Origin of the sequence: Sorangium sp. So ce426 (genome assembly GCF_051475585.1) — a bacterium.
Classification (GTDB): domain Bacteria; phylum Myxococcota_A; class Polyangia; order Polyangiales; family Polyangiaceae; genus Sorangium; species Sorangium cellulosum_B.
In genome coordinates this window covers 420,350-442,278 of the sequence record NZ_CP150341.1, presented here as the reverse complement: position 1 = coordinate 442,278, position 21,929 = coordinate 420,350, and the positions used below count along the sequence as shown (strand labels likewise).

At 70.2% G+C, this 21,929-nt stretch carries 13 protein-coding genes and 1 CRISPR repeat array; of the genes, 5 read left to right on the top strand and 8 right to left on the bottom strand.

Translation table 11 applies throughout. The features are described 5' to 3' along the window. Positions 1 to 66: 66 nt before the first annotated feature. Positions 67 to 696, bottom strand: a complete 630-nt coding sequence (locus WMF44_RS01645; RefSeq protein ID WP_437297367.1) for a hypothetical protein — start codon at positions 694 to 696, stop codon at positions 67 to 69. A 128-nt stretch (positions 697 to 824) separates the two neighbouring features. Between WMF44_RS01645 and WMF44_RS01640 the strand changes: the two genes are divergently transcribed. Then, a complete protein-coding gene (locus WMF44_RS01640; RefSeq protein ID WP_437297366.1) occupies positions 825 to 1,517 on the top strand; it encodes a DNA-binding protein in 693 nt (230 codons plus the stop codon). 79 nt (positions 1,518 to 1,596) lie between these two features. Beyond that, entirely contained in the window at positions 1,597 to 2,187 is a 591-nt protein-coding gene (locus tag WMF44_RS01635) for a Uma2 family endonuclease (protein ID WP_437297365.1), read from the top strand. Positions 2,188 to 2,572: 385 nt separating this feature from the next. Here the strand turns inward: WMF44_RS01635 and WMF44_RS01630 are convergent, their stop codons facing one another. The 7 genes from WMF44_RS01630 to WMF44_RS01600 form a co-directional block, all read right to left on the bottom strand. After that, the gene (locus WMF44_RS01630; protein ID WP_437297364.1) at positions 2,573 to 4,621 is read right to left on the bottom strand and encodes a Kelch repeat-containing protein; all 2,049 of its coding nucleotides are present in this window, start codon (positions 4,619 to 4,621) and stop codon (positions 2,573 to 2,575) included. Between the two features lie 189 nt (positions 4,622 to 4,810). Beyond that, positions 4,811 to 5,392, bottom strand: a complete 582-nt coding sequence (locus WMF44_RS01625) for a hypothetical protein (protein ID WP_437297363.1) — start codon at positions 5,390 to 5,392, stop codon at positions 4,811 to 4,813. Then, a complete protein-coding gene (locus WMF44_RS01620) occupies positions 5,389 to 6,942 on the bottom strand; it encodes a hypothetical protein (protein WP_437297362.1) in 1,554 nt (517 codons plus the stop codon). The genes WMF44_RS01625 and WMF44_RS01620 overlap by 4 nt, the downstream gene beginning before the upstream one ends. Further along, the gene (locus WMF44_RS01615) at positions 6,939 to 9,035 is read right to left on the bottom strand and encodes a hypothetical protein (RefSeq protein ID WP_437297361.1); all 2,097 of its coding nucleotides are present in this window, start codon (positions 9,033 to 9,035) and stop codon (positions 6,939 to 6,941) included. Before WMF44_RS01615 ends, WMF44_RS01620 begins: the two co-directional genes overlap by 4 nt. 61 nt (positions 9,036 to 9,096) lie before the next feature. Continuing rightward, positions 9,097 to 11,754: a type VI secretion system tip protein TssI/VgrG gene (gene tssI, locus WMF44_RS01610; RefSeq protein ID WP_437297360.1), complete on the bottom strand. Its 2,658-nt coding sequence runs from the start codon at positions 11,752 to 11,754 to the stop codon at positions 9,097 to 9,099. 192 nt (positions 11,755 to 11,946) lie between these two features. After that, complete coding sequence (locus WMF44_RS01605) at positions 11,947 to 12,759, bottom strand: hypothetical protein (RefSeq protein ID WP_437297359.1); 813 nt, start codon at positions 12,757 to 12,759, stop codon at positions 11,947 to 11,949. Positions 12,760 to 12,947: 188 nt separating this feature from the next. Next, positions 12,948 to 13,568 (bottom strand): hypothetical protein, encoded by a 621-nt coding sequence (locus WMF44_RS01600; RefSeq protein WP_437297358.1) that lies wholly within the window; start codon positions 13,566 to 13,568, stop codon positions 12,948 to 12,950. A gap of 247 nt (positions 13,569 to 13,815) precedes the next feature. Beyond that, a CRISPR array of direct repeats spans positions 13,816 to 16,703; the repeat unit is 36 nt; unit sequence GCTTCAATGGGGCCGCCGCCTTTCAGCGGCGGAGAG. Between the two features lie 753 nt (positions 16,704 to 17,456). On the opposite strand from WMF44_RS01600, the gene WMF44_RS01595 reads away from it, so the two are divergent. From WMF44_RS01595 to WMF44_RS01585, 3 genes are all read left to right on the top strand, one after another. Beyond that, a complete protein-coding gene (locus tag WMF44_RS01595; RefSeq protein WP_437297357.1) occupies positions 17,457 to 18,284 on the top strand; it encodes a hypothetical protein in 828 nt (275 codons plus the stop codon). A gap of 427 nt (positions 18,285 to 18,711) precedes the next feature. Continuing rightward, positions 18,712 to 20,136: a Cas10/Cmr2 second palm domain-containing protein gene (locus tag WMF44_RS01590; RefSeq protein WP_437297356.1), complete on the top strand. Its 1,425-nt coding sequence runs from the start codon at positions 18,712 to 18,714 to the stop codon at positions 20,134 to 20,136. Continuing rightward, entirely contained in the window at positions 20,133 to 21,929 is a 1,797-nt protein-coding gene (locus WMF44_RS01585; RefSeq protein WP_437297355.1) for an RAMP superfamily CRISPR-associated protein, read from the top strand. Before WMF44_RS01590 ends, WMF44_RS01585 begins: the two co-directional genes overlap by 4 nt.

The window sequence follows — 21,929 nt, the reverse complement described above, 5'->3', positions numbered from 1 at the left end:
TCCGCCCCTTTCCGAATGCGCGCACCGTTCTCTCAACAGAGAGGCGGTGTCAACAGATCTTCTGGATCACATTACGTCCATGCGGTCCTTGCACATGCGATCGTCGCCAGCAGGCGGGTCGCGATCGCGATCCGCTGGTTCGTGGCGATGCGCTGCTCGCTGCTCTGCGCGACATCGGCGCTCGAAGTACGCCTCACCCGCGAGGCCCACCGGCACCTCGAGGCGCCGGTAATTGCGCTCCAGATGACGCCGGACCTTTCGCCAGGCGATCCCGAAGAGCCAGCTGGACTCGACACGCCAGCGCGGGCCGAGGCCGTGCGGGCGCGATGGCCGAGAGGGATCGCGCGGCGCCGGCCGAGGGAGCGACGCCGGGTCGTCCTGCTCCTGCTGCTCCTGGGCGGTGTCCGCGGCGGCGCCTGGCACGGCGGACACGAAGTCGTGGAGAAGCGGCGAGGCGGCCGGCGGCGGTGCGGCAGAGCCGGGCGCCGAGGCAGGATAGGCCGGGTTGTACCGGGGGAGGCTCGTGTAGGCGCCGAGGAGGACCTCCTGGGAGAGGTCGTCGATGTCGTCCTCGTCGACGCCGAGGTACCGGAGCATCCCCGGGAGCACGTGAACGGCGGTCGCGTGCATGGACGTCCAGGTGCTGTCCTGGGCGAGGTCGGCGGGAGGGGGCGGGAGGGGAGAGAGAGGGCTCATGCTTAGAATTGCGGGGAATTCTCGGGATCGTCACGAAATCGACGGGGGCTGGTGCCGACCATGGGCGGCATCCACCGCTCCGGGGGCGATGTCTTGTCGCTGGGGGACGGCACGGCTAGGGACGGGGGATGCGCAAGGCCGTCTCGACTCGCAGCCTCGTCTCGATCGCCATCACCACGTGCGTCCTCGCGACGACGGCCTGCGGCTCTGGCGAAGAGTCGCCTGCTCCGGACGAGGAGGTCGCCGTCGCCATCGCCGAAGCCCGCGCTCTGGCCGAAGGCTCCACGGCGACGGTCGACGGTGTCGTGACCGTCGCGCCCGGCACGTTCAACTCGGCGACCGGCGAGCAGGGCTTCGCCCTGCAGGACGACACCGGAGGCATCTACGTGAGCCTGCCCGACGCGCTCGATCTCGGCCTCGATACGCGGGTGCGTGTCACGGGGACGCTCGGGCAGACGGCCCAGCAGACGGTGCTTAACGCCAAGGCAGCCTCGGTCACGGCGCTGGGCGAGGCCGGATCCGTCGGACCGAAGGACGTGACGACCGGAGAGGTCGGAGAGCCCGTCGAGGGCCTGCTGGTGCGCGTGGGCGGCCGGGTGACCAAGGACGTCGAGGACGACCAGCCCTACGGCTTCAAGGTGTACATCGACGACGGCTCAGGCGAGATCCAGGTCTTCGTGCATATCGTGGACGGCCAACCTGTCATCGACACCGCGTCGCTCAACGTCGATCAGGACATCACGGTGACCGGCCTCGCCGCGCAATACGAGGCGACCTACGAGGTCGCGCCGCGCTCGGCAGGAGACCTCGTGGCGCAATGAGCGAGCCGGCCGGCGCGCCGACCCGACCCTGCGCCTCACCGCCTTGCCCCGCTGTGCGCCCCCGGGCAGACTTGGCCCCATGGGCCAAGCGGCCGAGAAACAGCGCCGCGCCACGTACGCCGACCTCGAAGCCGTTCCGTCGCACCAGGTGGCAGAGCTCGTCAGCGGCACCCTGCACGTGTTCCCCCGGCCGGCACCGCGACATGCACGGGCGTCGTCCAGGCTAGGCATCAAGCTGGGCGGACCGTTCGATCTGGGCGACGGAGGGCCCGGCGGCTGGCACATCATCGACGCGCTCGAGCTGCGCTTCCCCGACCCGGGCGCGCCGGGCGAGCTCGACGCGCTCGTGCCTGATCTCGCCGGCTGGCGCCGCGAACGCATGCCCGAGATGCCCGACACGGCGTACTTCGCGCTCGCCCCGGACTGGATCTGCGAGGTGCTTTCCCCTTCGACGGAGCGCGTCGACCGCGACGACAAGATGCCGATCTACGCACGCGAGGGCGTGCGGCACGCGTGGCTGGTCGACCCGATCGCCCGGACGCTGGAGGTCTACGTGCTCGGCGCGGATGGCGGCTGGGGGCCCGCCGTCGTCCACCGCGACGCCGCCCGCGTCCGCGCCGAGCCCTTCGAGGCCATCGAGCTCGATCTCTCGGTCCTCTGGGCGAGGTGACCTGCAGCCGCGCTGACCTGTTTGAGCCGACCTGGGCCGAGCAGCGATGGTTGTACTTCTGGCCGAGGGGACACAGGGTGTTGCGAGTCTCCTGTCCGATCTCCTTCGTCGGCCCGGTGGCGGTACCTAACCGATCACGTTGAAACCCGGAGAATTTTCACAGGGAGGCGGGGAGGCGGGGAGGAAGAAGAAAATGAATTTCTCCCTCTTGCCGTCTCTCGCTCCCCGCCTCCCCGCCTCCCTGTGAAATTCCTGCTCTTTCTTGTGGTTTCAACCCGATTGCAGCTCCACGGGGAGGCCGAGCCGCAGGAGAGCATCGCGGCCCGTCCAGCGGCCTCGATGTCGAGGTGCCCTTCGGGCCCACCGCATCTCCTGCGTCATCCCATCACCTGCCTCCGGATCGCCGCCGGCGCAGCCCCAGCACGCCAAGGAGTGAGAGCGCTCCGAGCCACCGCGGGGGAGCCTGGCCAGGGCTCGCGACTCGGCAGCCCATCGACGTGTCGCCGCCGCCGTCCGGAGCGCCGGCGCCGGCGCCGCCGCCTCCAGCGTGGTCTCCGCCGCCGCCTGAGCCTGGCTCTGGATCGCCGCCGGACGACTGCGAGGTGCTGCCAGCGCCGTCGCTGCTGCTGCCAGCTTCGCCGGCGCTTCCACCGGCGCCACGGCCACCGGCGCCCGCGCTGCCTCCTTCACCAACGCTGCTGCCACCGGCGCCCGCGCTGCCTCCTTCACCAACGCTGCTGCCACCGGCGCCCGCGCTGCCTCCTTCACCAACGCTGCTGCCACCGGCGCCAGCGCTGCCTCCTTCACCGCCGCTGCCGCCGGCGCCAGCGCTGCCTCCTTCGCCTCCGCTGCCGCAAATGTCGACGGCGCCTGCTGCGCACGCGCCCGCCTGGCAGGTGTCGCCATCGGTGCACGCATCCCCATCGTCACAGGCGGTGCCCGTGAGCGGCGCACAGCGGCCGTCCTCGGAGGCGCCGGCGACCACCACGCAAGCATCGCAAGGGCCGGCGTCGCAGGCGGCATCGCAGCAGACCCCATCCGCGCAGAAGCCGCTGTCGCAGGAGGCGCCATCGTCGCACGGCGCGCCGAGCGGAGACGTGGAAAGCGCGTAGAGCTCCGCGTTGGTCGTCGAGACGAGCCCGGGGATGTTGACGATGTCGACGACGTCGCCGCCGGCGATCAACACCGCGCCGTCGAGGAGCTGCGTGGCCGTGTGGCCAGCCCGGGGGAGCCTCATCGGCGCGGCCGGGCTCCAGCGCTGGGCGACCGGATCGAACATCCACACGGCGCCAGAGAACTTGTAGTAAACAGGGCAGTCCCACGGATCAGAAGTACCGGTACACGCCTCGGAGCTGGTCTCGCGCGTGTAGCCGCCCGTGAACAATGCGCGGCCGTCCCGCAGCGCCGTGAGCGCCGGCGACACGATCCCGCTCGCGGCCGGCAAGGCGAACGGCGGCATCGCGGTCTGGGTGTCCGTGACCGGGTCATAGACGCTGGACAAGACGTCGGGGCCATCGTGGCGCAGGATCATGAGCACCTTGCCGTCCGACAGCGGCACGATGTCCTTGAAGCGGAGAGGCGGCCCCAGGGTCCATGTCGCCGAGGCCGGATCGAACAGCTCGGAGCGGGAGACACCATCGCTGACGAGGACCCTGCCGTCCTTCAGCGAGATCGCGCCGCGAACCGCGTTCATCGCGGTCAGCATGGGCGTGGTCGCCGACCATGTGTCGGTGGCAGGGTCGTAGATCTCGGCGACGCCGCGGCTCGGAGAGGGTCCCTCCAGGACCCTCCCGCCGGCGACGAGCACACGGCCGTCGGCCAGCATGGCTGTGCCGCATGTCGAAGCGGCGCGAGCGGTGGGCATCCGGGCCGTGGAGGTCCACACATCGAGCGCGGGATCGTAGAGCTCGAACGAGACCCCCGACGCGACGAGCACACGACTGTCCTGGAGGACCATGACGCGGGAGGTCGCCACGGAACCGGTGATCGCCCTCGGCGCGGCCGGAGCCCATGTCCCTGTCGCCGGATCGTACAGCGCCGTGCTGGTCAGCAGCGTGTCGTCGAACAACCTGAGAGGCTCGGGCTCTACGAGGATCCGCGTCGCGCCACCGAAGACGAGGACCTTGCCGCTGTGGAGCACGACGGCGTCGTGGTCGACCCGGGGCTCGGCCATCGTGGAGGTCGCGGCGTCGGCGGACGGATCCTCGCCGGCCGGTTCGAGGAGGGGCGGATCGAGCCAGAGGCCAGCCGGCCCCCTTCCCATGTCGTCGCCCTGCGCGCAGCCGGCCAGGGCAGCGGTGAAGAGGGCGATCGCCGCTGGCCACACGGGCAGGCGCAAGCCCCCGGCGCCCGCCGCCGCGCCCCGGAAGCCGAGGCTGCTCCTGCTGCCAGGCTCGCTGTCCCGCGAGCCTCGATACGATTGAAGCGTTCGCATCCCGCAAGCTCCTGCGCCCGTTGTCGCGTCGGGCTGCAGGACGTCGGGTGCGCCGGGGCGCGACAAAATTCATCCGTGCAATCGAGGGGACCGGAGGAGCGCACGTCCTTCTGAAGTTGCTCGCCCACGACCCGATGCGTCGAGCGCATCACCCGCGTGCCGAGAGATCGGCCCGAACCCATCTCGGGATCAGCGCTTCTTGCTGGGCTCGCGCGCCGGCTCGAGCTCCTGGAAGGGCAGCGCGGGCCGGGGGACGAACCGGCTCATTTCGGCGGTCCCGTGGAGGTTCCGCAGCGCGCCGGGCGCCGGCTCCGCGGGCGGAGCGGGCCACGGCGCGCTCGCGGCCTCCCGGGGCGCGCTCGCGGCCTCGTCGCGCAGGTACGACGGCCGCTCCGCCGCACGCTCGCCCTCGAACGCGCGCGCGCCGTCGATGTCCCCCTGCTGGGCCACGGGCTCGCCGAGCGACTCGATGCGCGGCGGGAACTCGCGAAGTCGCCGCTCCTGGGTCGCGAGCGCCTTCGCGAAGCGCGTCAGGATCTCCGGCTCGTCGCGGGCGAGCGCGCTGCTCATCGCCGTGCCCCAGCCGCGCGTCGCCGCGTCCCAGCGCGCCGGCTGGACGCCGAGCCGGAGCAGCACCTCGGTCGCGCGCGCCGCGGGGAAGTGGCGGCGATAGGCCATCACCTCCGCGTAGCGCTCGATCGTGAGCCCCTCGATCTGCGGTTCGCGCTGGTGCTCGCGCCCAGCCTGCCACCCTCGCTCTGCCGCGCTCATCTCGGCTCCTTGGTCGCAGCGCCGCGCGCCTTGCGCTTCGCCAGCCGCTGCTCGCGCTCCTTCACCCATTTCGGCGTGTGGAGCGCGGGGTTCTTCAGCCACCCGCACGCCTCGCGATCGCCTCGATCGCACGCGAGCTGCGCGGTCTCGCGCGCCTTCTTCGGGTCCCTGGGCACGCCCCAGCCCTTGTCGTGGAGCAGGGCGTAATCGAGGCAGCTCGGACGGCTATCGCCATTGCATGCCTCGCGGAGACGCTCGGCGCCTTCGCGCATCCCTTCTCCCTCCCGTACCACCTCGCCGTCGTGGGAGATGAGCCAGACACCGAGGGTACGGCATGCATTGCTGTCGTGCCAGCCGCAGGCCTTTCGCCGGAAATCGAGCGATTTGTGGATATCGCGCCCCGTCCCCTCCCCGTTGAGATAAAGCGTGCCGAGGATGTCGCAGGCAGGCGTATAGCCGAGCGCGCAGCTCCGCTCGGTGAGCACGAACGTCTTGCGCGGATCCTTCGCCACGCCGTAGCCGAATTTGTGAAACCTGGCGAGCTCGAAGCAGGAGGGCTCAGCGCCGCCTCGGCACGCGATCTCGAACAGCGCTGCTGCGGCCACGTAGTCTCTGTCGCCTTGCTCTCCTTCGCCGTACATCAGCCCGAGATCGTTACATGCGGCGATGTTGTTGCGGGTTCGGCAGAGCTCGCCGAGCAGGCTCCTCGCGCTGGTGATATCCTCTTTGGCGACCAGGTTGCAGAACCGGCCCGTGTCCTCGCAGGCGGCCTTGCGTAGCGCCACCTGACGTTTGGCGAGCTCGTTGACCCGCGCCCATCTCTCATGCTCCTTGATGTCGCCGAGGGCGGGGAGGTCCGCGCGGGCCCACATCTCGGCTGCATGGCCGCAGCTCCATTCGTTGCCCATGGCGCATCCTCTTGCGAGGAGCGCGCATCCCCTGGCCTGATCTTCCGGCACATGGATCGCCGTGAAATGGATCGCCCCCAGCGTACCACAGGACTTCGCATCCTCGGCGTTGCAGGCGCGCTCCAGGAGCTTGATCGCGGCGGCGAACTCCTCGTCGGTCTGCGCCTCGATGCCCGGCTCGCTCCGGAGACGGAGGTCGGCCAGGCGACCGCAGGCAGGTTGATATCCAGCGTCGCAGGCTTTGGTATAGAGCGCCGCTGCACGCGGATAATCCCTCTCCAGCGCGCCGCCAAGGTAGAGCTGGGCGAGGCGCTCACAGCCGCTTTGCTCACCGCCGTTGCACGCCTTCTCGAGCACGGTCGCCGCCTCTTTGGGATCGGCCTGCATCCGGATCTCCCCGGCGCGGACGCAGCTCGCGAGCGCGCCGTGATTGCACGCCCACGTGCACTCCTCGATCGTGGCGCTCTTCGCGCAGTCCTTCGGGCCTGCTGGCGGAGCGCTCGCCGTCGCTGCCGCCGCCGTGGGACGTGCCGCCGCGGGCGGCGCGGGCGGCGCGGACTGGAGCGGTCGGGGCGGCGGCGCTCCAGAGCAGCCGAACACGAACATCAATCCGGTAAGCAGAGACGCTACCACCGATCTCATGCGAGCTCCACCTCACCCGGTGTCCTCGGTTCGTCGTCGATCATGCTCATCCTGAGCTCTTCGGCGTGGTCATCGTCGGTCGCGATGGGCTCGGCGTCATGCGCGCTCGCGCTCCTCGTGTCCTCGCCGTCACGGAACAGCGATGGAATCGTGATGTCGATATCGCTGTAACGGTCGTCGAAGCGCTCGCCGTTCCAGGGCACCTCGAGCTTCGGATCGCGCCCCTGCCGCGCCACGGGCGCCACGCTGTCCTTGATCGCGTTCGGCAGCGGGTTGCCCTGGATCTGCTCGTTCGTCACCCCGAAGCTGAGCTCCGACCGAGCCCGGCTCCAGTAGAGCGCGCCTCCTCGGTCATCGTTCGTCAGGACGATCTGCGCCACGTAATCCTCACCGTAGCGGAGCCCTGGCGCGGGCGGGGCATCCTTCTTCGTCTTCTTCGCTTGCTCCTTGTCGAACTTCATGCGGCGGATGACGGACACGTCGCGCGCCATATCCGAGAGCTTCCGGCTCCGTGCGCCCTTGGTCCACATCATCCTCGCGAGCTCCATCCGAGGGATGTAGATGATCCACCAGGGCTGGAGGCTGGTGAACCCGGGGGTGTTGCGCAGGGACCATGCGCACTTGCTCACCCAGAAATTCTGCCCATCGTCATCGTACGTCCGCATGAGCTTGCTGACGAACAGCACATGCCGATCGCTGAGCTCGGGCCCAGGGCGGCGCTCCGCGATCACGAGGCGCATGAGGCTGATGGGCCGCGCGCGGCGGATGTGGTCGGCCATGGTGTCGAGCGCCACGGGGGCCGTCGGCAGCACGCCCATCCCGCAGAAAACGTTGCCTGGCGGGGCCGCGGTGAGGGAGATGCCGTCGTAGATCCCCGCCTTGCCGAGCGGGTCCATCACGGTGTCCCCTGCGTGTCTGTCGAGCGGGTGGCCGTTGCTGGTGTCGAACTTCTGGATCCGCTTCTTGTCCTTGCTCACGCGGAGCACGAAGAAGATGTGAGATCCCTTGCGCTGTCCGGTCGCGGGGAGGGGCACGCCGACGAGCATGTTCGCGGCGTCTGACTCCGACGTCGGTGCCGAGGGAGTAAAGTTCAGCTCCTCTACCTTCGTGAGCTGCTCCGTCGGATCATCGACTTGCCGCTTCGGCGTCGCGTACTGCGACTTGCGCTCGGTGATGTCGTTCAGCGTCTTTTCTCTGAACTGGGCCTTGATTGCGGGCGCGCCATGCGCATCGGTCTCGATCCATCCGATGGGAACGAAGCCGGTCACCCTCTTGTTGTCCCCGAAGGGGTTATAGCAGTAGATCGTCCCGGGGCCGATCGGCGGCGTCTTCAGCAGACCCGCCGCGACGTCGAGCGTCGCCTCCCTGGTCGGATACCACTTGCCGCCCGCGAACTGCCCGGCGTCGAAGATGGGGCGTCCGGGGTTCTGGCCCGCCGCCCAGCCGGCGCCATTCATGTGCTGCTCGAGCGTGAAGCCCCGCATGATCGTTCCGTACGTGGCATTGTGCTCACACGCGCAGCAGATCGAGATGGCCGGATCGTCGTTGTCCTCCATCGCCGACTCGATCCTGCGACCGTCCTTCTCGAGCTGCTTCTTGAAGATCTGGATCTCGAGCCAGGTCGCCGGCGCGGTCGCCTTCTTGCGCACGCCCCACACCTTCTGGCTCATGTTGTCGATCGACGTCTTCTGCATCCGCGAGAAGATGAACGAGTCCCACTTCGAATCGCCGAAGTAGCACTGCCCCGGCCCCCCGTACCGCTGGCCGAACATCGCCTCGCTGAGCGCCTTGGCCCAGGCCTCCTCGGCGGGGTCGTCGACCCACTCGTCCTCGCCGTCCGTGCCCGGCGGGCCGGCCCACGCGTCGCCGAGAGGGGCGTGGATGCGCGCGTCGATGTGGGCGAGGATCTGCTCGATGCTCGCCGCGTCGGTGAGATCCAGCTCGTGCGCCGGGAACTCCGGCGCGCCCGTGGTGCCGTCGGGGTAGTCGACGGGCGTCATGTTGAGGCACGTCGTGAGCCGCGGCGGCTCGGCCTCGAACGCGGCTGGCGGCGAGGCGTGGCCAGGGCCGCCTGCGGGGACCTTGACTCCCATCGGTGCGCTCGGAGCAGGCATCGTCTCTTCTCTCCCTTGGCGTCGCGTCCCTGGCGTCGCGTCAGCTCCCGTGCCGCTCGACGATCGACCCGGCGGTCGCCCCGTCGAGCTCCCCCGTCGGCTCCAGCGCGTGGTCGCTCTGGAACCTCCGCAGCGAGGCGCGCGTCTCGTCGTCGATCTCCCCCTTGCCCGCGCCCCGGTAATAACCGAGGTTCTTGAGCCGGATCTGCGCTCCGGCGATCGACGTCGGCGCCGGCAGGTCCTCGATCTGGATCGAGTAGCGCCGCACCTGCCCCGTGGGGAACGCGCCGAGCCACAGCGTGATCTCCGCCGTCCTCGCCGCCTCCGGCACGTCCGCCTCGATGGATCCGTCGCCGCCCGTCTCGCCGTCGAGCTTCAGGCCCTCGCACACCATCTTGAACCGCTTGCCGGCGTAGGGCTCGAACCTCTCGTCGGTCAGCCGGATGCAGAACCTCTTCGTCCCGGGCGGCGCCTCGCCGTCCTCCGGCGGCTCGGGCGCGCCCTCGTCGCAGTTGAGGAGCACCTGCTCGCCCTTCACGCTCGCCTTCTTGCCGAGCTCGATCGAGGCCTCCTCGCCGTAGATCTTGACGACCTTCGACACGATCTCCGCGTCGCTCGCGAGCCGCACCGCCGGGCCCGGGCCGGACAGCGACGCGCGCTCCGAGCCCACGATCTCGATCGATCTCGCCCGGATGACGACGCCCTTCGGCGTGACCTCGATCGAGCTCTGGCCCGACTCGAGCACGATCGAGTCCTCGGCGCGGACGCGGATCACGCTGCCCGAGGAGAGCAGGTACTTGTGTGACACCGAGACCTCGGCCTGGCCGTCGTCGCGGCCCTCGCCCACGAGCAGCGTGTGCTCGGCGTCGACGCGGAGCACGTGCGGGCCGCCCACCACGGTCGTCGAGCCGCCGTGGAGCGTGGCCGTGTCCGTGCCGTGCACCTCGACGCTCCGGTTCTGGAAGATCTCCTCCGCGACGCTGCCGGTGGTGCGGCCGCGCGCGTCGCCGCCGCAGCTCCTCGACGCGCCGCCCTCGACGACCTCGACGAGCGCCCCCCTGACGTGATCGTCGCGGTCGCCCTCGACGCGGATGACCTGCTTCCCCGCGACGTTGAGGGTCTTGTCGCGGCCGACGGTCTCCGTGGCGTCGTTCTCGATCGAGGCGTCGAGATCGCGCTGGGCGCGGATCACCACCTGCTCGCCGCCGGCCCGATCCTCGAAGGCGATCTCGTTGTATCCGCCGCCGCCCGGCGTCGACTGCGTGCGGATGCCGCTCCGCGAGCGCGAGCGCGGCAGCCGGTGCGTCGGCGTGTGGAGGCCGTTGTGGAGCGCGCCCACGACGACGGGGCGGTCGAGATCGCCGCCGAGGAAGCCGACGAGGACCTCCATCCCCACGCGAGGCACGAACTGGAAGCCCCAGCCCGCGCCCGCCCACGGCGTCGCGACGCGGAGCCAGCACGAGCTCCTGTCGTCGCGCGCGCCGTCGAGGTCCCAGTGGAACTGCACCTTCACGCGGCCGAGCGCGTCGGTGTGGATCTCCTCGCCGGGCGGGCCGACGACGGTCGCTGTCTCGAGCGCCTGCCGCACCGACGCGCGGGGCGCGGGCGGCCTCACCGGCACGGCCTCGGGCGCGCAGCGGAAGCGCGCCTCGTAGCTCGGCCCGTCGCTGCCCGAGAGGTGCGCGTTGTGCCCCTCGTGCTCGACCCGGGTCAGCACGTAGCGCCCGTTGAGCGCGGCGACGTCGTGGCCCTCCAGCGAGAACCTGTGCCCCGGCGCGAGCCGCCGGCACCACGACGCGCCCTCGCCGAGATCCGCGCGCGCCCGGGCCTGCTCCAGCACGATCTGCGCCCGCTCGGCGCCGGCGTCGATCCGCTCGTCGTGGTCGTGGTGCTCGTACGTCGTGCGCGCCCGGATCGCCTCCCCCCGGGTCGCGCCGAGCTCGAGCGCCGGCCGCGCGAAGTCGAAGCCCTTCACCCGCGCGCCGCGCGGCGCCTTCGCCTGCCTCCGCACGAACCGCGTCACGTGCCGCTCCTCGGGAGCGAGCGCGGCGGCGCCGGTCGCCTGGCGGTAGGCGAGCGTGGGATCGCCGGCGATCTGCGCATAGGCCCCGGGGGAATCGGCGAAGACGATCACCTCGGGCGCCGCCGGGTCGCCGCCCTCGGGCGGCTCGAACCAGAAGAAGACGCCGTCCTCCGCGCAGAGCCTGGTGATGAAGGCGAGATCGCTCTCCTGGTGCTGGACGCAGTAGACGCGCGGGGGCCGGGGCGCAGCGAGGGAGAAGCGGTGGGGCAGCCCCGCCTCGGTGAGCACGGCGCCGAGGACGCCCGAGAGGGGTTGCTCCTGGAAGATGCGGCTCTGCCGCCCCTCGCCGAGGAGGGCGAGCCGCGGCTCGATGCGCACGCGGACGACGGCGCGCCCGTCGCCGCCTGTGCCCTCGACGCTCACCCGGGTGACGACGCCGGTCACCGCGCGCGCCTCGGTCGCCGAGGTGGGCACGCGCAGGGACGCGGGCCGCTCCATCAGCGTCGCGGCGAGGGTCGCGTCATCGATCGCCCCGGCGTCGAGCCGCGCGGTGACATCGAAGGAGAAGCAGCGTGAGAGCCTCTCGATGCCTCGAAAGCGCACGACCTCCAGATCGGGTGTCCCGGGCGCGTCGATGCGGAGCTGGAAGAGGGCCGAGGGCGAGGGCGCCTGCACAGGAGCGGATGTTCGGCGGCCGGCTGAGCTGCGTCAACGCTGGTGGAGCGTCGGCGCGCGCCCTCGATCGCCGCGGCGTGGTGATCTGGGTCGCCGGCTACGGGACCCGCGACGACTGCAAGACGCTGTTCTCGACGGTGGTCTTCTTCATCGCCGTGCAGCGCGACGACCTGGGCGAGCCCCCGCCGCCGTCTAGGTGTGTGGCCGAAGCAGCGCGTCGATCCCGTCCGCGAGCGCTTCGTGCCGCTCGTTGCGGAGGGCCGCGACGAGCGCGACGGCGAGCGGCGCCGCATCGACCATCGGCCTGGCGAGCTCGTGCAGCCAGAGCGCCATGATCTCGCAGGGGTCGCGGTCGATCGCGGCACCGCGCAGCAGCTGCGCGATCGTATCCGCGAGCTCACCGTGCCCTCGATCCCTGAGCCGTGCGAGCAGCTCGGCCGCAATCTGACCTGGATCGACCATCGGCCCGGCGACCTCGCGCGCCCAGAACATCATGATCGACCCCGCCAGGATGTCGCGTCCCTCGGTGCGAAGCCTCGTGACGGCCGCGTGGGCCAGCACATCCGCGGTGTCGGCGCGGACCACACCGTCGACGGGCGCCCTCTGGGCGGCGTGCGCAGGGTGGGGCTCGCGCGCGACGGCGGCCACGCGATGCTGGGCTTGCGGCGCTTGCTCGACGCGCTCTTGGCGTTCGACCGCCCTGCTCGTCTCGCTCACGGCGCGCGCGAGCTCCTCGCGCCCATCGGCCTCGAGGCGCCGCACCAAGAGGCTCCTCAAGTAGGTCCATGCGTTTGCATCGACGTCATCCGCCGGGCGGGCGAGGCCCTGCGCACCGCCCCGCGCGGCCACATCGCGGTCCATGGCGATGAGCGCGTGCGCCTCGTTCAGCCAGAGCACCGGGTCGACGTCGGGGGAACGACCGCTCAGCGCGGCGACAACCGTGTCGGCGAGCTGGCCGCGCCCCTCGATGCGCAGCCGCCCTATCAAGGCGATCGCGAAGAACACCGCTCGTGCCGATGGTCCGCGGGTCTCTGCGTCAGCGCTTCGCGAGATCAGACGCCCCAGGGTGTGAAATCCGTCGAGGTCGAGCCGCATCGTGAGCGCCGAGAGCAACGCGTGTGCGTCGTGAGCGCGCGCAAGCTCGCCACCGCGCAGGATCAAGGCGGCGTGTTCGGTGGAGTCCATGCGCCTCGTCACGGGATCCCCCGTTCAGACGCAGGAGCTCGGGACGTCCGTGCGCCGCCGAGGGAGCCGAGGCCTGGGCACTGTGCAGCGCATGATTGCTCCAGGCACGCGGCGATGGGCTGAGTTACGCCGTCGACGGGTCCGCTGAGCTCGACCGAGGAACAGAGAGGCGTATCGCCGTCTGCGGACAGGCAGTCGATCCAGCCAGCGCACCCTGGATCGTCGGCGCACGCGCTGAGCTCCTCGCAGCACGAAGCCTTGGCGCAGACCGCGCAGTCATCATCGTCGGGATCAGCTTCGCAGACCGGACGAATGACCATGTCCGGCTCCATTGCTTGCGGATATCCAGTGTGGGTATCCATGCAGTTCACCAGGCGATAGCTCCGCACGCCCGGGGTGACCATGACCAACGTATCCGTCCTGTCGGCGGCCATGCTGTAGCTGGTTGCGCAGGCCCATTCAGTCTGCCGCCGCTCGACGAAGCAATCGCACGCCTCCGTGACGACCGCATATTCATACAACCAGATCGTCTCACCAGGGCTATAACACTCGTCCGGAATAGTCTTCATGCATCCAGCGGCGAGCACGGCAATCAGCAGAGAGCAAAGAACCACCGCGCCGTATCGCACGGCGAGCAATCCTAGCATCACAAACCTCCCTCAATTCAATGGGACCGCCGCATTTCTGCGGCGGAGATTACGATCGGCCATCGTCCGGAACGTGGCCAACCACAGCGTCGATGGGGCCGCCGCATTTCTGCGGTGGAGATCAAGCTGCTCGCCCGTCTCCGAGAGCTCGGGGCGCTCGCTTCAATGGGGCCGCCTTTCAGCGGCGGAGGTGCAGCGCGCGCGGGCGGAGGCGGGGAGAGGTCGGTGGTACTTCAATGGGGCCGCCGCATTTCTGCGGCGGAGAGGCGGAGCTCCGAAAAGCGAGCGCCATGCTGAAGGATGCGGCTTCAATGGGGCCGCCGCATTTCTGCGGCGGAGAGTCCGGCCCCTAAGCTGACGTGGCACTCCTTCTACTTGCTTCAATGGGGCCGCCGCCTTTCAGCGGCGGAGAGCCGCTTCATTCCGCGGCGCTCGGCGTCGGAGAGGAACAATCGCTTCAATGGGGCCGCCGCCTTTCAGCGGCGGAGAGTCCGGCAGCTGCTCGACCTCCACGGCGGCAGCCAGACGCTTCAATGGGGCCGCCGCCTTTCAGCGGCGGAGAGATGATGGAGTCGGTCGTGGCCCGCCCTGGGGCCGAGGCTTCAATGGGGCCGCCGCCTTTCAGCGGCGGAGAGTCCGCGGATGCGTCATTCGCGTCACTGGACAGGACCGCTTCAATGGGGCCGCCGCCTTTCAGCGGCGGAGAGGCGGATCTCTGCACCTCGTGCTCATCGCGACCGCCGACGCTTCAATGGGGCCGCCGCCTTTCAGCGGCGGAGAGGACGTACCAGATCGCGAACGTGAACTGCTGCGTGTCCCGGCTTCAATGGGGCCGCCGCCTTTCAGCGGCGGAGAGTTGGACAGGCGACGGGACCGCCGAGCGGTGGCACAGCTTCAATGGGGCCGCCGCCTTTCAGCGGCGGAGAGCTCGAACGAGGAATGGAGGAGAGCGTGAGGAATCGCGCTTCAATGGGGCCGCCGCCTTTCAGCGGCGGAGAGGAGAAGCGGGCGGCCGTCCGGCGGCAGGCGGAGGCGCTTCAATGGGGCCGCCGCCTTTCAGCGGCGGAGAGGGCGTGGCTGCGAAAGGACGGAGCTCACAGCCACCCCCGGCTTCAATGGGGCCGCCGCCTTTCAGCGGCGGAGAGTCTACACGCCGTGAGGACAGCGCCATGACCACCGCAGCTTCAATGGGGCCGCCGCCTTTCAGCGGCGGAGAGGGACGCTCCAGGAGGTGCTGCACCGGCTGCTTCTCCAGCTTCAATGGGGCCGCCGCCTTTCAGCGGCGGAGAGAACCACGTTAGAGCCTCCGGGAGCTCTCATGGTCGGAGTAGCTTCAATGGGGCCGCCGCCTTTCAGCGGCGGAGAGAGCAGTGGAACGCGCTGGTCGAGCGCTGGCATAAGCAGCTTCAATGGGGCCGCCGCCTTTCAGCGGCGGAGAGTCGCGGCGTGAGGGGAGGAGGCTCGGATTATGGCAACCAGCTTCAATGGGGCCGCCGCCTTTCAGCGGCGGAGAGTGCAATTGGGTCCGATACAATGCTTGTGCTCCGGAGGCTTCAATGGGGCCGCCGCCTTTCAGCGGCGGAGAGCGACGGCGCGGAGACAACGATCGTGGAGCAGCCGGAGCTTCAATGGGGCCGCCGCCTTTCAGCGGCGGAGAGCTCGCCATCGTGCGCGGCAATCGGGGGATGTCCACCGCGCTTCAATGGGGCCGCCGCCTTTCAGCGGCGGAGAGGTCTCAGCTCTCCCGACGCCGTAGGGCTCGTCTAGGCTTCAATGGGGCCGCCGCCTTTCAGCGGCGGAGAGAGCTCGAACCGGTAGCCGGTCACCCGTGCCAGGAGCGCGCTTCAATGGGGCCGCCGCCTTTCAGCGGCGGAGAGACGCCGTCGATCTCGCTCTGCGTCACCTCCTGGGCCTCGCTTCAATGGGGCCGCCGCCTTTCAGCGGCGGAGAGATCGTCGGGGTAGTAGTACCCGTGGAGCGCCACGCAGCTTCAATGGGGCCGCCGCCTTTCAGCGGCGGAGAGCTCGTGAACCCGCACAAGCCCAGCATGGGCACGTTCGGGCTTCAATGGGGCCGCCGCCTTTCAGCGGCGGAGAGCCACCCCAAGGGGCAAAGCCTCATTGCCTCGGAGGGGAGGCTTCAATGGGGCCGCCGCCTTTCAGCGGCGGAGAGACCGGGCGGACCTCGCCTGTGATGACGCCGGTCGCGCGCTTCAATGGGGCCGCCGCCTTTCAGCGGCGGAGAGCCGTGGCCGAGCGCTCGGTGGAGCGTGGCAGCGGCCAGCTTCAATGGGGCCGCCGCCTTTCAGCGGCGGAGAGTCACAAGGGCGCGCGCGAGATCGTCGATGCGTTCGGGCTTCAATGGGGCCGCCGCCTTTCAGCGGCGGAGAGGTCTCTCCTGATTGCAGCGTGTAAATCGCTCGAACCACGCTTCAATGGGGCCGCCGCCTTTCAGCGGCGGAGAGCATGATCGGACCGAAGGGCGCATTCTGCGTCCAGGTGCTTCAATGGGGCCGCCGCCTTTCAGCGGCGGAGAGTGAGACGTCCCGAGCATCTCGGCCAGCGAGTTCTCCGCTTCAATGGGGCCGCCGCCTTTCAGCGGCGGAGAGTCAGGCGTCCAAGGTCATCGGCTACAAGGCCCGTCTGCTTCAATGGGGCCGCCGCCTTTCAGCGGCGGAGAGAACAGGATCAAGGAGCCGATGGCGAGTGAGTTCGAGCTTCAATGGGGCCGCCGCCTTTCAGCGGCGGAGAGCTTGGCCCCCGGGGGAACCCGGGTGTCCACCGGAATGCTTCAATGGGGCCGCCGCCTTTCAGCGGCGGAGAGATCAAGGCCCTGCTCATCTCGTCCGCAGGAGTCACGTGCTTCAATGGGGCCGCCGCCTTTCAGCGGCGGAGAGGAGGCCGATGTGCTCGCCGAAAAGTGCCGCGCAGATGCCGCTTCAATGGGGCCGCCGCCTTTCAGCGGCGGAGAGCCCTGCGCGTCGCGCTCCAGGATCCGCTTGTGGATGCTTCAATGGGGCCGCCGCCTTTCAGCGGCGGAGAGAACCCCTTCGAGGGAGCCGCGCGCCTCCTCGTACAGCTTGCTTCAATGGGGCCGCCGCCTTTCAGCGGCGGAGAGAGGCCTCCCAGACCTACCTGACATTTCGCGTACTTGCAACCCGGTCTGCGAGAGGTTCCCGTTCCACCCCCCCGCTCCGGCTGCCGGAGACCCCTTCGCGAGCCCCCGGCCGCCTCGAAATCCATCGTCTTTTCAAACACCTGGCGGCCTTGCGAGCGCCCCCCGGGTTTTTCGCGTCACTCCACCGCTCGCGACCGCGGCTCCCGCCCTCTTCTACCACACCCACGCCCCCGCTCGCCCAGCCCTTCCGTTCCGCCCGGCTGCTCTGCCGCTCCATCCCCCACCTCCGCCGCTCGCCGCCCCGCCTCCGGCGCCGTCGCCCCCGGCTCGCCCGACTCATCCCCCGCGCGGCACCACGTCGTCCCCGCGTCCCCCGACTCGCCCCCCACCTCGCCCGAGTCATCCCCCGGCTCGCCGGCCTCGCCCCCCGCGGGGCGCTCGCCTTCCGCGCTGGGGATGCGGCCCGCCGACCTGGGGCCCGCGCCCGCCGACCTGGGGATGCGGCCCGCCGACCTGGCGCCCGCGCCCGCCAACGTGGGGCCCGCGCCCGCCGACCCCGGCGCCCCGCCCTCTGGCACCGGACTCCCGCTCCCCGACCGCTGGCGCCCTTCCCCCGCACCCCGCCGCGACCCTCCCGCCCGCAGTCCTCACTATTCGCCACGCCCTGCGAGCACGCAGAGCACGTTATGGACGCACTCCAGTCATCGACAGCCATCCATCTCCTGATTAGCTCCGTACGCTGGGAGGTGAATCTTGGCCAAGCTCACGATAGGTCAGAAGGCCGAACGAGTGCTCTTGTTGCTCATGGGGCTCCGCAAGAACAAGGTCGCCGCGGCGCTCGTCGCCCACGGCTTCTCCGATGACGATCTCGCCGAGGGATGGCGCCTGCTCCAGCGCGTCACCCGCACCCGCCTCGGCTTCGTCGCCACCGCCGCCGCGGCCGACACCGGCTTGATCGACGAACTCGATGCCTGGGAAAACAAGTGGTTCCCCATCGCGTCAGCCACCCTCAAGCGCCACACCCCGCAGGCGTACGCCTTCGTCTTCCGCAACCTCGCCCAGACCGAGGGCGCCGCCGTCCTCGTCTCCGTCGGCACCTTCGTCGAACGCTGGGAGAAACTCGCCAGGTCCAAGGAAAAGGGCGGCCCCGACGCCCAGGGCGACGAAGCCCGCAAGATGCTCACCAAGCGCGGCCTGACCAAGGCCGTCGTCGACGAGGCAAAAGAGCTCCTCGCCCGCGCAGGAAAGCTGGAGCCCACCGCCGAGGACCCGCCCGCCGCCGCCACCGACGAGGACTTCGACACGGCCGAGCAGCAGCTCTGGGACTGGTACCTGGAGTGGAGCACCATCGTCCAGACCGCCATCAAGGACCGAAGGCTCCTCCGCGAGCTCGGCTTCCGCCGCGCCAGCGCCTCCAGGGCCGCCCCCGCCAGCGAGGACGCCGACGAGGAGTCCGACGACGACAGCGACACCGACGCCGACACGACACAGGCCGAGCCCGGCGCGTTCCTCACCGGCGCCCCCGTCGCGAAGGCCAAGACCGGCGCCCCCACCGCGAACGCCAAGCGCAAGGGGCGCTGAGCGGCGCGGGCGCCGGCCGCCGAGCGGCGCGAGCAGATGACGCCCCCCGCTCTCTCCTGCCTCGTCCCCCCCCGCCACCCATCGCTTCGCGCGCCCCTCCACCGCGCAGCGCCGCGCCGCATCGACAGCACCGCGGCATCGATGCGGCGCTCGCACCACCTCGGCTCCTGCTCCTCCACGTCCATGACGCCGCCCACCGCGCTCCGCACCGACCGCGGGCAGCTCACCAAAACGCCGCAACTGCCGCGCTGAAGCACTCGCGAGAGCCGGCCCCCCCCGGTCCAGGTGAGCCGCATGTCCGCCCCGCCCGAGGCGGCCTCCGAGAGGAGCATCGCCCTGCCGCTGTCGGTAGACGGCGTGGCTTCGCTCGTTTCACAGGTTCTCCTTGACGCCTCCGTCCCTTCTGCTCGAACCTCGGTGCCCGCCCATGATCGACTTTGCGCCCATTCAGCAGCGCGTGCGTCGGGCCATTCAAAGCGCTGGCGCCGACCCCTGGCTCGTCGCTTACGACGCCAACGGCATCCAGGAGCTCGTCACGGCGAGCAGCCGCCCCCTCGCCATGTTCGGCGCGAGCGCCACCATCGCCGCCTTCGACAAAGCCACGTCGGCGCGCGATGGCTGGATATTTGCCGGCGGCGGGCGAGGCGTCGAGCTCGTCGGCTCGCGCGAGGCGGCAGAGGCCCGCGCCCAGGACCTCGTCAGGAGCTTCCGCGAACAAACCCTTGTCGGCGTCATGGCCACCGCCCTCGCCCCCTATCATTCCAACGCCCCTGCAGACAGCCTGCGCTGGCTCCGGCAGAAGCTCGACATCCAAAAGGACCAGGCCCCGCCGCCCGGCGGAGCACTCCCGACGGACAAGCGCGACCAGTGCGCCGACTGCAGGATGTTCCGCGCAGTCTATTCCTCCGAGCGCACTGACGCACCCAACGAGCGGATCTGCGAGCGATGCCGCGCGATGCTTCGCGCCGGCCGCAAGGCGAGCGTCGCTGGCGAGGAGCCGATCCAATCCCTCCTCGCGCTCTCTCCCAGCCGCCGCGTCGCCGCCGTCTCGGCGGACGGCAACGATGTCGGCGACTTCTTCGCCTCCCTCACCTCGCTCGAGCAGATGGCCGCAGCGAGCGAGGCCATCCATGAGGTCTTCCGTGATGCCCACGACGAGGCGCGCGCCACGCTGCGGCACGGCAAGGTCTCGCTTGCCACCGGAGGAGATGATCTCCGCCTCTTCCTGGCCGTCGAGGATCTGCTCGACTACACCGGAGCCTTCGTCCCGGCCCTCGAACGCCGGCTCGACCAGCTCGCGAGCCTCGGCGCGCCCTTCTCGCGCCAGGAGGCGTCGCGGCTCGCTCGGGTCGGCGTGGGCATCGGCGCCGTCGTTGCCGACGCCCACTTCCCCGCGTCCCGCCTCATGGCCTATGCCCATGCCTTGGAGCGCTCGGCCAAGCGCCTCTGCCGCAACGGCGGCGCGCGCTCTGCCTTCGATTTCGCCATCCTCCGCGCCGGCGACGCGTCCTTCAGCGCCATCGAACGGCGATGTGCCGACGATGGTCGCCCCTTTCCCATGGATGCCGAGTCCTGGGCGGATCGCCGCCGTCAAGCCGAGGCGCTCGCCGCGATCCCCGGCGCGCAGCGCGGCATCCTCGCCGAGTCCCGCGCCCTGGATCCCGTCGAGTTCGCGAACCTGCTCCGCTACCAGGTCGCGCGCTCGAAGCCATGGCAACGCTTCTACGATGCCGTTGGCGTCGACTTTCGCGATCCTGCGGCCATCGTGCGCGAGCGCCCCAGACAGGCGCTCCTCGACCTCGTCCGCCTCCTGCCATCGAGCAAACACAACGACACGGAGCAAGGCTCGTGAGCGCGTTCGAACTGCTCCTCCGCTTCCCCACCGGCAGCGTGATGATCGGCGGCGCCTCGGAAGTCCATGAAGGACTGCACGGCGCCCACGCCGAGGACCGCGAAGGCCGCCCGTTCATTCCCGCCACGGCCCTGCGAGGCGCTCTGCGCGAGACGCTCGAGGCGCTCCTGCGAGGCGCGAACCTGCCCGCGTGCGTCAGCGGGACCGGCGTCGATCCGGACGGCGCGGAAGCGAACCAGATCCAGCCCCGCCCCTGTACCCTCGAAGATGGCGCGCGCTGTAAAGCGTGCCGCCTCTTCGGCACCCAGCGCGCCGCCCTCGACCGGGACGAGCGCGCGTTCTCCGGCCTCATCCTCGGCGACGCGCGCGCTCACGCAGGCGCCGACACGTGGACACTCCTGCCCGGCGTCTCGATCGATCGTCACGCACGCACCGCCGCCAATCAGCGCTTCTACCTGCGCCGCGTCCCCGCCCCGTCGCGCGAGCGCGCGTTCCTCGCGCGCGGCCGCTTGATCTTCCCCGAGCTCAAGCAGCTCTTCCAGTCGGCAGTGAACGGAACGACCCATATCGGCGCCGGCCGCAGTCGAGGTCTCGCCCGCGTGGAGATGGAGCTCCGCTGGCTCGAACTCGAGGAGGAGCCGCAGCGCGCGCCGCTCACCCTGCCCGGAGAGGGAGATCTGCGCCTCCGCGTCACCCTTCGCTCGACTGCGTCCATCGGTGTCCCCATCGCAAGCGACGATATACGCGACACGCGGCGCGAGATCCCGGGCGCCGCCCTCCGCGGTGCCGTGGGGTTCGCCCTAGCCGAGAACCTGCCGGATCCGAACGACGCTGCATTTCAGGCGCTGGTCGCCGCGGAGCACGGCGCCCATTTCGGGTATCTGTACCCTGTCGACGACGACGCGCCCGGGCCGAGCGCCCCCCTGCCCATCACGGCCGTTGCCTGCAAGCACGAGCGCCACGACCACGGCGTCGTCGATACCCTCCTCGATCGCATTGCGGTTGCGCTCGCCGAGACCGCCAAGCAGGCCAGCGACGTGGACCGGACGCGTCTCGCGCGCTGCTCGTGCGGAGCTCCGCTCCGCGGCCTCGACGGCATGCGCCGGCGGCGCTCGCCTGTACCCACCCGAGCCGTGACCCGCGTTTCTATGGATCGCGCGCGGTCGTCGGCTCGAGACGAGCAGCTATTCTCCCAGATCCTGCTCGACACGGGCACGGTGTTCGAGGGCACGATCCGGAACATCCCACCCGAGACCCGCGAACGCCTCGCGCTCGCCCTCTCGATGCCGCTCTCTCTCGGCCGCGGGCGCTCGAGCGGCTGGGGACAGGTCGACGTGGACGTCCGCGCCGTGCCGCCGCTGCCAGCCATCGAGACGCGCGCAACGAGCTTCGACGAGGCCCTGCGTCGCCGGCTGAAGGAGGTGAACCTCCCCGGTGATCGCGTGGGCCGCCTGGTGCCTCTCACGCTGCTCGCGCCGCTGCTCGTGCACGGGGACGACGACGGACGGGCGACGATACTCCGCGCGCTCGAGGCGAGCGCGTGCCTCCTCACAGCGCGACGGTTCAACCGCGAGGGCGGCTGGGATCAGCAAAAAGGCAGGATGGAACCCGCGCTCGCCGTCACCGCGGGGGGCGTCTTCGTCGTCGACCTGGGCCCCGGACGCTCCTGGCGCGACGTGCTCCCCCTGCTCACGCGCATCGAGCAGCAGGGCTTGGGGGAGCGGCGCCACCAAGGTTTCGGCCACGTACTCTGCTTCGACCCGTTCCTCTGCACCCGCACCTTCCCGAGGTAA

What these genes read in the sequence shown, in the direction of transcription:
- WMF44_RS01625 (WP_437297363.1), bottom strand. Translation starts at nt 5,392, where the DNA reads ATGAGCGCGGCAGAGCGAGGGTGGCAGGCTGGGCGCGAGCACCAGCGC.
- WMF44_RS01620 (WP_437297362.1), bottom strand. Translation starts at nt 6,942, where the DNA reads ATGAGATCGGTGGTAGCGTCTCTGCTTACCGGATTGATGTTCGTGTTC.
- WMF44_RS01630 (WP_437297364.1), bottom strand. Translation starts at nt 4,621, where the DNA reads ATGCGAACGCTTCAATCGTATCGAGGCTCGCGGGACAGCGAGCCTGGC.
- WMF44_RS01635 (WP_437297365.1), top strand. Translation starts at nt 1,597, where the DNA reads ATGGGCCAAGCGGCCGAGAAACAGCGCCGCGCCACGTACGCCGACCTC.
- WMF44_RS01645 (WP_437297367.1), bottom strand. Translation starts at nt 696, where the DNA reads ATGAGCCCTCTCTCTCCCCTCCCGCCCCCTCCCGCCGACCTCGCCCAG.
- WMF44_RS01640 (WP_437297366.1), top strand. Translation starts at nt 825, where the DNA reads ATGCGCAAGGCCGTCTCGACTCGCAGCCTCGTCTCGATCGCCATCACC.
- WMF44_RS01590 (WP_437297356.1), top strand. Translation starts at nt 18,712, where the DNA reads ATGATCGACTTTGCGCCCATTCAGCAGCGCGTGCGTCGGGCCATTCAA.
- WMF44_RS01615 (WP_437297361.1), bottom strand. Translation starts at nt 9,035, where the DNA reads ATGGGAGTCAAGGTCCCCGCAGGCGGCCCTGGCCACGCCTCGCCGCCA.